The sequence below is a fragment of the Streptomyces sp. CA189 genome, assembly GCF_056428985.1.
This window is the reverse complement of the sequence record NZ_JBWJVM010000039.1, coordinates 18,066-28,943: the sequence shown is the minus strand read 5'-3', so window position 1 is coordinate 28,943 and position 10,878 is coordinate 18,066. Positions and strand designations below refer to the sequence as shown.

Annotated in this window: 4 protein-coding genes and 1 pseudogene; 3 read left to right on the top strand and 2 right to left on the bottom strand. The window is 72.9% G+C overall.

The genetic code is table 11. The features are described 5' to 3' along the window. Positions 1–11 precede the first annotated feature (11 nt). Together AC061S_RS25900 and AC061S_RS25895 are read right to left on the bottom strand one after the other, a co-directional pair. A pseudogene (locus AC061S_RS25900) lies at positions 12–1,325 on the bottom strand (ADP-ribosylglycohydrolase family protein); the annotation flags it as partial. Between the two features lie 1,103 nt (positions 1,326–2,428). After that, positions 2,429–3,415: an ADP-ribosylglycohydrolase family protein gene (locus AC061S_RS25895; RefSeq protein WP_356515378.1), complete on the bottom strand. Its 987-nt coding sequence runs from the start codon at positions 3,413–3,415 to the stop codon at positions 2,429–2,431. Between the two features lie 268 nt (positions 3,416–3,683). On the opposite strand from AC061S_RS25895, the gene AC061S_RS25890 reads away from it, so the two are divergent. From AC061S_RS25890 to AC061S_RS25880, 3 genes are all read left to right on the top strand, one after another. Then, positions 3,684–4,415: a VIT1/CCC1 transporter family protein gene (locus AC061S_RS25890; RefSeq protein WP_478688285.1), complete on the top strand. Its 732-nt coding sequence runs from the start codon at positions 3,684–3,686 to the stop codon at positions 4,413–4,415. Positions 4,416–4,791: 376 nt separating this feature from the next. Beyond that, a complete protein-coding gene (gltB, locus tag AC061S_RS25885; RefSeq protein ID WP_478688328.1) occupies positions 4,792–9,342 on the top strand; it encodes a glutamate synthase large subunit in 4,551 nt (1,516 codons plus the stop codon). Further along, positions 9,335–10,795: a glutamate synthase subunit beta gene (locus tag AC061S_RS25880; RefSeq protein ID WP_478688284.1), complete on the top strand. Its 1,461-nt coding sequence runs from the start codon at positions 9,335–9,337 to the stop codon at positions 10,793–10,795. The genes gltB and AC061S_RS25880 overlap by 8 nt, the downstream gene beginning before the upstream one ends. Positions 10,796–10,878: the final 83 nt, after the last annotated feature.

Here is a 10,878-nt window from a genome sequence, read left to right as displayed (position 1 = left end):
GTCCGGGGCTTTCCTTGGGGCTTGGGTGAGGTGAGTTCCGTACGGGCGAGCAGCGCGGCCAGTTCGACGAGGTCGGTGCCCGCGAGGCGGGGGAGGGCGCAGCCGGAGAGGGTGCGGCACGCTTCGCGCCAGGCGGCGGGGAGCGAGTCGCCGCCGCCGAGGGCGCCGGTCAGCGCGCCGGCGAGGGCGGGGGCGGAGTCCGCGACGCGCGACAGGCAGGCGGCGGCCGGGACCGCCTCGCAGACCCGGCCGCGGGCGGCGGTGGCGAGGGCGAGGGCCACGGGGACGGTTTCCGCGGCGGCGATCCCGTAGCTGTAGACGTGGTCGACGATCTGGTGCTCCAGGAGCGGGACGATGGCGAAGGCTCCGCCGGTCGTCTCGGCGCGGGCGAGTTTCACGGCGTGCCGGGCGTTGCGGCCGATCTCGGTGGACTCCGGGAGCTGGGCGAGGGCGGCGTCGACGGCGGCGTCGGTGTCCGCGGCCGTGCAGGTTCCGCTGCCGGCGAGGGCGGTGGCGATGGCGGCGGCCATGGCGCGGGCGCCGTGGACCCCGTCGCCGTCCTGGGTGTAGCGGGCGTCGAACTCGGCGAGGTCCGCGGCGGCTTCGGGGTCCCCGGGATGGACGACGGCGAGGACGCAGGCGCGGATGCAGGCGGCGTCGTCGAAGTAGTGCGGGTTGTCGTGGCCGGTGGCGGGCGGGCGCAGGCCGGCGGCGAGGTTGCCGAGGCCGGCGCGGACGGAGATCCGGGCGCGGAGGGGGAGGACGGCGGACTCGACCTCGGGCGCGCGTTCCGCTGCCGCGGCGACCTCGCTGGCCAGGGCGTTCCAGGCGAGGTCGATGGCGGCGCGCATCCGGCGCGACCGGGAGAGGTCGCTGAGCAGCACGCCGGCGGCGGTGAGGACGGACTCGGCGGCGAAGGCCGCCCACTCGGCGTCGTCGGAGGGGCCGAGGCGGAGCGGTTCCGGGGGCTGGTTGAGGGCGATGGGGACGGGGAGCGTGGTGGTGGCGTTCTGCTCGGCGAAGGTGTCGAGCTCGCGGGTGAGGCGGCGGGTCCACTCGGGCATCCGGCTGGCGCGGTGCCGGGCCGCGGGCCACCCGGCGGCGTCGCCGGCGGCGAGCCCGAGGAGCAGCCCCTCGATCCGGCGGGGGCCCTCGGGGGCCGCCTCGGCGCGGGGGGTGGCCGCGGTGGCCGTGGCCGAGGCTGTGGCCGTACGGGGCTGCGCGTCCCGCGGGGCGGCGATCGGGCCGGGTGCGGCTTCCGCCGGGGCGCCGGGGGCGGCGCCTGGGGCGGTCCAGGCCCCCTGCGGGGCGGTACGGGGCTGGATGCGCGGCGGGGTGGTGAGCGGGCCGGGTGCGGCTTCCGCCGGGGCGGTGCGGGCGGCGGCGCCGGGGGCAGTCCAGGCCCCCTGGGGGGCGGTGCGGGCCTGGGCGCGCGGTGGGGTGGTGAGCGGGCCGGACGTGGCTTCCGCCGGGGCGGTGCGGGGCTGGGCGGCCAGGCCCTCGGCGCCGGTCGCCGTGGCGTCCTGGCCGGAGGCGCTCCCGTTCAGGGGGGTGTGGCCCCGGGTTCCCGGGCCGGGCCCGTGCACCCCGTCGGCGGTACGTGCCCGCGTGCGCGGCGGGGCGTCGTGCCCGGTGGGGGCCGGCTCCGGGGCGGAGGGGCTCTCCCCGTACCCGCCCCTTCCCGAGACCGGGGGCAGGCCCCCGGGCCCCCGGACGGGCGCGGCCTGGGGCGGCGCTCCCGTGCGTCCGGGGGCGGCGTCGCCCCGTACCGCGGCTGCGGCGGGAAGGAACTCGGGCACCGGCGTCCCGGCGACCCCCCGGCCCCAGGCCCGCTCGGGCCGGTCGGCCGCGGCGACGGGCCCGCCCGGCTCCCCGGGCACCTCCCGGCCGCCTGCCGGATCCGGCGGCCCCGCCACCCCCGGGACCGCTGTACCGCACAGGGCGGCGGACTCCGCCCCGGTGCCGGGGGTCGGCCCGGGCGGGTCATCCGGGCCGAACCCCTTCCGGGCCTGCCCGGTCAGGGCGCCGCCGTGCCGGGGCGGCTCGGCCGGGGGGGCGTCCTGCGGGAACGGCTCGCCCCGGGCGTCGTCGTCCCACGGCTCCCGCTCAGCCCGGGCGTCGCCGTCCGGGGTCCCGGCGGGCCGGGGGGCGTTCCGCGGGGTCCGGTCGGGCCGGGTGGTGTCGTCCGGGTCCCGCTGGGCCTCGGGGGCGTTCCGCGGCTCCCGCTCGGGCCGGGTGTTGTCGTCTGGGTCCCGCTGGGCCTCGGGGGCGTCCCGCCGGGGCCGCTCGGCCCGGGTGTTGTCGTCCGGGTCCCGCTCGGGCTCGGGGGCGTTCCGCGGGGTCCGGTCGGTCGGGGTGGCGGCTTCCAGGGGCGGGGTGTCCGGCAGGAGGGGTGGGGGCGTCGGGGAGGGGGGCGTCGGGGTCAGGGTCATCGGGGGGTCTCGGTTTCCGGGGTGAGGAGGTCCGCGATGTCCAGGACGTGGTAGCCGCGCATCGAGGGGAGGCAGCTTCCGCGGACCGGGCCGATCGCCGAGGACCAGGCGGCCGGGATGGCGGGGGCGCCGGACATCGCGCCGGCGAGCGCGCCGGCCACCGCCGCCGTGGTGTCCGCGTCGCGGCCCATGTTGACCGCCATGAGGACGGAGGAGGGGAAGTCGCCACCGCATGCGGCGAACGCGCCGAAGGCCAGGCCGACCGCCTCCGGGGCCAGGTCCGTCCAGGGGTAGCCGCCGATGACCACCGCCGAGCGGACCGCCCGCTCGCCGCGCGGGGCGGCCGTCACGGCCCGGCGCAGGGAGCGGGCCGTCCAGGAGTCCGAGGGGATGACGGAGAGGGCCGCCGAGATGACGGAGGCCGCGGAGCCCCCGGCCATCGCCGCCGCGACCCCCGCCGCGACGGCCTGGCCGCCGTAGATGCCCTCGCCGTCGTGGCTGACGCAGCCGTCGATGGCGACCAGCCGTGCCGCCTCCGCCGGGCGGCCCGCCGCGAAGACGCCGAAGGGGGCCGCCCGCATGGCCAGACCGTCCGACCAGGCGTGCCGGTGCTGGGCGGAGATGGGGGCCGCCAGGCCGCGGCGGAGGTTCTCCAGGGTGCCGCGTTCCGAGAAGCCCGCCCCGCGGAACGGGCCTTCGTCCAGGTCCGCGATCCAGTGGTGCCACGCCCGTTCGACGTGGGCGACCGTCAGCGCCGACCCGTGGCGGGCCAGCAGCAGGCCCGAGAAGATCGCGTACTCCGTATCGTCCGTGCCCGCCGGGTCGTCCGAGACGAAGCCCTCGATCCGGCCCCACTTCGCCCGGATCTCCGACGGCTTCATGTTCTCCGCGGGGGCGCCCAGCGCGTCACCCACCGCGAGTCCGAGAAGAGCGCCCCGGGCCCGTTCGAGGAGGACCTGCGGATTGCATGCAATCAGCTCCATGGCGCGCCTCTCCACTTGATGGGACTCATATTGAGCCCTTGGGGGATTTGTGCCATGGCATGTGGTTTGTCGCTCGTCGCGAAACACCCGCCGCGGGCCGCCGTCACCCGGTCGCCGATCCCCAAAACCCCAGGTAAGTACGGCCTTCCTTGCTGGCGGGCGGCAAAAATCGTGCGTAGTTTCGAGGTGTTCCGGGGGAGTGGGTGCCCGCGCGTCGCGCGTGGCGCACTGCTGCGCACCCACTCGTACAAAAGGGGAGAAACTCCACATGTCCATCATCGACATCGAAGCGCCGCTTCACACCGCCCACCGCGACAACCACACCCACCGTGACGTCAACGGCGGATGGCTGCGCCCGGCGGTCTTCGGTGCGATGGACGGACTCGTCTCGAACCTCGCGCTGATGACCGGCGTGGCCGGCGGCGCCGTCGCCCCGCACGTCATCGTCGTCACCGGCCTGGCCGGCCTCGCCGCCGGTGCCTTCTCCATGGCGGCGGGGGAGTACACCTCGGTCGCCTCGCAGCGCGAACTCGTGCTCGCCGAACTGGACATAGAGCGGCAGCAGTTGCGCAAGCACCCCATTGACGAAATGGAGGAGCTGGCCGAGCTCTACGTCTCGCGCGGCGTCGAACCGGCGCTGGCCCGCGAGGTCGCCATGCAGCTGTCCCGCGACCCGGAGCAGGCGCTGGAGATCCACGCCCGCGAGGAGCTCGGGATCGACCCGGACGACCTGCCGTCGCCGATGGTCGCCGCCGTGTCCTCCTTCGGCTCGTTCGCGCTCGGCGCGCTGATCCCGCTGTTGCCCTACCTGCTCGGTGCCACCGTTCTGTGGCCCGCGGTGATCGCGGCCCTGCTGGGCCTCTTCGCCTGCGGCGCGGTGGTCTCCCGGGTCACGGCGCGGTCCTGGTGGTACAGCGGGCTGCGCCAGCTCGTCCTGGGTGGCGCGGCCGCGGGTGTGACGTACATCCTGGGAACCTGGATCGGCGGAGCCGTAGGCTGACCGTGCAGGGAGTGAGACACTATGCAGTAGACAACATAAGTAGTCAGTTACTCGGCGGTTTCGATCCTGTGTCCGCCGGGCATCAGACCCTGGGCGCCGGGCAATGAGGCCCGCCCCGTACCGGGACCTTCGTCCCGTGTCCCGAGAGCCGGACACCTGCGAAAGTCCCCTCTTGTCTGCTCCGTGCAGTGTCCGCATGTTGGAATGACATATCCGCTTCGCGGGATTGTCGTCATCATGTAATCTGCACGAAATTTCGCAGAGGGCCAACGTCGTCCCTCGGCTATGCACATATGCCACGACGACGACGGGAGAGCCGATGCGTTCCGCATCCACGCACTCCGCGACCGGCCTCAGCAACACCGCCTGGTCGCCCATGGACGGTCGCCCCGCCCAGCAGGGCATGTACGACCCGCGCAACGAGCACGACGCCTGTGGCGTCGGCTTTGTGGCCAACCTCACCGGCGAGGCCAGCCACACGCTGGTCGAGCAGGCGCTGACCGTATTGCGGAACCTCGAGCACCGAGGCGCCACCGGATCCGAGCCCGACTCGGGCGACGGCGCCGGCATCCTCTCCCAGGTCCCGGACGCGTTCCTGCGCGAGGTGGCCGGTTTCGACCTCCCCGAGGCCGGCGCGTACGCCGTCGGCATCGCCTTCCTCCCCGCCGACGGCACCGCACAGGCCGTCGCCGTGGAGCAGATCGAGGCCATCGCCGCCGAGGAGAACCTGACGGTTCTCGGCTGGCGCGAGGTTCCGGTCACCCCCGACCTGCTCGGCAACGGCGCCCGCGCCACCATGCCGGCCTTCTCGCAGCTGTTCGTCAGCAACGGGACCTCGGGCATCGAGCTGGACCGCAAGGCCTTCGTGCTGCGCAAGCGCGCCGAGCGCGAGGCCGGGGTCTACTTCCCGTCGCTCTCCGCCCGCACGATCGTCTACAAGGGCATGCTGACCACCGGCCAGCTGGAGCCCTTCTTCCCGGACCTCTCGGACCGCCGCTTCGCCTCCGCGATCGCCCTGGTCCACTCCCGGTTCTCGACGAACACCTTCCCGTCGTGGCCGCTGGCCCACCCGTACCGCTTCGTCGCGCACAACGGCGAGATCAACACGGTCAAGGGCAACCGGAACTGGATGCGGGCCCGCGAGTCCCAGCTGGCCTCCGGCCTCTTCGGCGAGGGCGCCCTCGAGCGGATCTTCCCGATCTGCACCCCGGACGCCTCCGACTCGGCCTCCTTCGACGAGGTCCTGGAGCTGCTCCACCTCGGCGGCCGGTCCCTCCCGCACAGCGTGCTGATGATGATCCCGGAGGCGTGGGAGAACCACACCTCCATGTCGCCGGCCCGCCGCGCGTTCTACAAGTACCACTCCACGCAGATGGAGCCGTGGGACGGCCCCGCCTGCGTCACCTTCACCGACGGCACCCAGGTCGGCGCGGTCCTCGACCGCAACGGTCTGCGCCCCGGCCGCTACTGGGTCACCGACGACGACTTCGTCGTGCTCTCCTCCGAGGTCGGCGTCCTGGACATCGACCCGGCCAAGGTCGTCCGCAAGGGCCGCCTGCAGCCCGGCAAGATGTTCCTCGTCGACACCGCCCAGAAGCGGATCATCGAAGACGACGAGATCAAGGACGCGCTGGCCGCCGAGCACCCGTACGCCGAATGGCTGGAGACGGGCGAGATCGAGCTGACGGACCTGCCCGAGCGTGAGCACATCGTGCACACCCACGCCTCGGTCACCCGTCGCCAGCAGACCTTCGGCTACACCGAGGAAGAGCTCCGCGTCATCCTCGCGCCGATGGCCCGTACCGCCGGCGAGCCGCTCGGCTCCATGGGTACGGACTCCCCGATCGCGGCCCTGTCCGAGCGCCCCCGGCTGCTCTTCGACTACTTCACCCAGCTCTTCGCGCAGGTCACCAACCCGCCGCTGGACGCCATCCGCGAGGAGCTCGTCACCTCGCTGCTGTCCTCGCTCGGCCCGCAGGGCAACCTGCTGGAGCCGACCGCAGCGTCCTGCCGCAGCGTCACGCTGCCGTTCCCGGTGATCGACAACGACGAGCTCGCCAAGCTCATCCACGTCAACGCCGACGGCGACATGCCGGGCATGAAGGCCGCCACCCTCTCGGGCCTGTACCGGGTCTCGGGCGGCGGCGAGGCGCTGGCCGCCCGCATCGACGAGATCCGCGGCGAGGTCGACGCGGCCATCGAGAACGGCGCGCACCTGATCGTCCTCTCGGACCGTCACTCCGACGCCGAGCACGCGCCGATCCCGTCGCTGCTGCTCACCTCGGCCGTGCACCACCACCTCATCGCCACCAAGCAGCGCACCCAGGTGGGTCTGCTGATCGAGGCCGGCGACGTCCGCGAGGTCCACCACGTCGCGCTGCTCATCGGCTACGGCGCGGCCGCGGTCAACCCGTACCTCGCCATGGAGTCCGTCGAGGACCTGCTGCGCGCCGGTACCTTCCTGTCCGGCCTGGAGCCGGAGCAGGCCATCAAGAACCTGATCTACGCGCTCGGCAAGGGCGTCCTGAAGGTCATGTCCAAGATGGGCATCTCCACCGTCGCCTCCTACCGCGGCGCGCAGGTCTTCGAGGCCGTCGGCCTGAACGAGGAGTTCGTCGCGGCGTACTTCGCGGGCACCGCCACCAAGATCGGCGGCGCCGGCCTGGACGTCATCGCCAAGGAGGTGGCCGCGCGCCACACCAAGGCGTACCCGGCCTCCGGCATCGCGGCCACGCACCGCGCGCTGGAGATCGGCGGCGAGTACCAGTGGCGCCGCGAGGGCGAGCCGCACCTGTTCGACCCGGACACGGTCTTCCGCCTGCAGCACGCCACGCGCAACCGCCGGTACGACATCTTCAAGCAGTACACGGACCGGGTGAACGAGCAGTCCGAGCGCCTGATGACGCTCCGCGGCCTGTTCGGGTTCCGGACCGACGAGACCGGGGCCCGTCCGTCGATCTCCATCGACGAGGTCGAGTCGGTCGCCGACATCGTCAAGCGCTTCTCCACCGGCGCCATGTCGTACGGCTCCATCTCCAAGGAGGCGCACGAGACCCTCGCCATCGCCATGAACCAGTTGGGCGCCAAGTCCAACACCGGTGAGGGCGGCGAGGACCCGGACCGCCTGTACGACCCGGCGCGCCGCTCCTCCATCAAGCAGGTCGCCTCCGGCCGCTTCGGTGTCACGAGCGAGTACCTGGTCAACGCGGACGACATCCAGATCAAGATGGCGCAGGGTGCCAAGCCCGGCGAGGGCGGCCAGCTGCCCGGCCACAAGGTCTACCCGTGGGTCGCCAAGACCCGGCACTCCACCCCGGGTGTCGGCCTGATCTCCCCGCCGCCGCACCACGACATCTACTCCATCGAGGACCTGGCTCAGCTGATCCACGACCTCAAGAACGCCAACCCGGTCGCCCGCATCCACGTGAAGCTGGTCTCCGAGGTCGGCGTGGGTACGGTCGCGGCCGGTGTCTCCAAGGCCCACGCGGACGTCGTCCTCATCTCCGGCCACGACGGCGGTACGGGCGCCTCCCCGCTCACCTCGCTGAAGCACGCGGGCGGTCCCTGGGAGCTCGGCCTCGCCGAGACCCAGCAGACCCTGCTGCTCAACGGGCTGCGCGACCGCATCGTGGTCCAGACGGACGGCCAGCTCAAGACCGGCCGCGACGTCATCATCGCCGCGCTGCTCGGCGCCGAGGAGTTCGGTTTCGCGACCGCGCCGCTCGTCGTCTCCGGCTGCGTCATGATGCGCGTCTGCCACCTGGACACCTGCCCGGTCGGCATCGCCACCCAGAACCCGGTCCTGCGCGACCGCTTCTCCGGCAAGCCCGAGTTCGTCGTCAACTTCTTCGAGTTCATCGCGGAGGAGGTGCGCGAGCTCCTCGCCGAGCTGGGCTTCCGCACGATCGAGGAGGCCGTCGGCCACGCCGAGCTCCTCGACACCAGCAAGGCCGTCACGCACTGGAAGGCGCAGGGTCTCGACCTGGAGCCGCTCTTCTACGTGCCGGAGCTGCCCGAGGGCGCGGTCCGCCACGCCCTGATCGAGCAGGACCACGGTCTGGAGAAGGCGCTCGACAACGAGCTCATCCGCCTCGCCGCGGACGCGCTGAGCGCCGACTCGGCCGAGACCGCTCAGCCGGTCCGCGCCCAGGTCGCGATCCGCAACATCAACCGCACGGTCGGCACCATGCTCGGCCACGAGGTCACGAAGAAGTTCGGTGGCGCGGGCCTGCCCGACAACACCATCGACCTGACCTTCACCGGATCCGCCGGCCAGTCCTTCGGCGCCTTCCTGCCGAAGGGCGTGACCCTGCGCCTGGAGGGCGACGCCAACGACTACGTCGGCAAGGGCCTCTCCGGCGGCCGCGTCGTGGTCCGTCCCGACCGCGGCGCCGACCACCTGGCCGAGTACTCGACCATCGCGGGCAACACGATCGGCTACGGCGCCACCGGCGGCGAGCTGTTCCTGCGCGGCCGCACCGGCGAGCGCTTCTGCGTCCGCAACTCCGGCGCCCTGGTCGTCTCGGAAGGCGTGGGCGACCACGGCTGCGAGTACATGACCGGCGGCACGGCGGTCGTCCTCGGCGAGACGGGCCGCAACTTCGCGGCGGGCATGTCGGGCGGCGTCGCGTACGTCATCGACCTGGACCCGGCCAACGTCAACGTCGGCAACACGGGCGCGGTCGAGGCCGTCTCCGAAGCGGACGCCCAGTGGCTGCACGATGTGGTGCGCCGCCACGAGGAGGAGACCGGCTCGACCGTGGCCGCGAAGCTCCTGGCTGACTGGACCGCCTCGGCGGCCCGCTTCAGCAAGATCATCCCGACCACGTACAAGGCAGTGCTCGCCGCCAAGGACGCCGCTGAGCTCGCCGGACTCTCCGAGTCCGAGACCACGGAGAAGATGATGGAGGCGGCGACCAATGGCTGACCCGAAGGGCTTCCTCACCACCCCGCGCGAGACCGCCTGCACCCGTCCTGTGGCCGAGCGCCTCAAGGACTGGGACGAGGTCTACGTTCCGGGCTCGCTGCTGCCGATCATCAGCAAGCAGGCCGGCCGCTGCATGGACTGCGGCATCCCGTTCTGCCACAACGGCTGCCCGCTCGGGAACCTGATCCCCGAGTGGAACGACTTCGCGTACCGCGAGGACTGGACCGCCGCCTCCGAGCGGCTGCACGCGACGAACAACTTCCCGGAGTTCACCGGGCGGCTGTGCCCGGCGCCGTGCGAGTCCGCCTGCGTGCTCGGCATCAACCAGCCGGCCGTCACCATCAAGAACGTCGAAGTCTCGATCATCGACAAGGCGTGGGACAACGGCGACGTCACCCCGCAGGCGCCCGAGCGCCTGTCGGGCAAGACGGCCGCGGTCATCGGCTCCGGCCCGGCGGGTCTCGCCGCGGCCCAGCAGCTGACCCGGGCCGGCCACACCGTGGTGGTGTACGAGCGCGCCGACCGCATCGGCGGGCTGCTGCGCTACGGCATCCCCGAGTTCAAGATGGAGAAGGTGCACATCAACCGCCGCATCGAGCAGATGCGCGCGGAGGGCACCAAGTTCCGTACGGGCGTCGAGGTCGGCCGCGACATCACCGCCACCGACCTGCGCAAGCGGTTCGACGCGGTGGTCATCGCGGCGGGCGCGACCGTCTCCCGCGACCTCCCGGTCCCGGGCCGCGACCTCAAGGGCATCCACTTCGCGATGGAGTACCTCCCCCTCGCGAACAAGGTCCAGGAGGGCGACTTCATGGCGCCCCCCATCACGGCCGAGGGCAAGCACGTGGTCGTCATCGGCGGCGGCGACACCGGCGCGGACTGCGTGGGCACCGCCCACCGCCAGGGCGCGGCCTCGGTCACGCAGCTGGAGATCATGCCGCGTCCGTCCGAGGACCGGCCGACCGGCCAGCCCTGGCCGACCTTCCCCATGCTGTACAAGGTCACCTCTGCTCACGAGGAGGGCGGCGAGCGGATCTACTCCGTCTCCACCACCCACTTCGAGGGCGACGAGGACGGCAACGTCCAGGCCCTCCACCTGGTCGAGGTCGCCTTCGAGGACGGCAAGCTCGTCCAGAAGCCCGGCACCGAGCGCGTCCTCCCCGCGCAGCTGGTCACCCTGGCGATGGGCTTCACCGGTACGGACCAGGAGAACGGCCTGACGGCGCAGTTCGGCCTGGCGATGGACGCCCGCGGCAACATCGAGCGCGACGCCTCCTACGCGACCAACGTCGACGGCGTCTTCGTCGCCGGCGACGCCGGCCGCGGCCAGTCGCTGATCGTCTGGGCCATCGCGGAAGGCCGCTCGGCCGCCCGCGGCGTGGACCGTTTCCTGACCGGCACCAGCGCCCTCCCGTACCCGGTCAAGCCGACGGACCGCTCCATCACCGTCTGACCGCAGTACCCGCTCCACCCGCAGTACCCCCGGCTTCGGCCGGGACCCCTCATACGGTCCGTACAACGAAGTACGGCACTCGA

What these genes read in the sequence shown, in the direction of transcription:
- AC061S_RS25895 (WP_356515378.1), bottom strand. Translation starts at nt 3,415, where the DNA reads ATGGAGCTGATTGCATGCAATCCGCAGGTCCTCCTCGAACGGGCCCGG.
- AC061S_RS25890 (WP_478688285.1), top strand. Translation starts at nt 3,684, where the DNA reads ATGTCCATCATCGACATCGAAGCGCCGCTTCACACCGCCCACCGCGAC.
- gltB (WP_478688328.1), top strand. Translation starts at nt 4,792, where the DNA reads ATGGACGGTCGCCCCGCCCAGCAGGGCATGTACGACCCGCGCAACGAG.
- AC061S_RS25880 (WP_478688284.1), top strand. Translation starts at nt 9,335, where the DNA reads ATGGCTGACCCGAAGGGCTTCCTCACCACCCCGCGCGAGACCGCCTGC.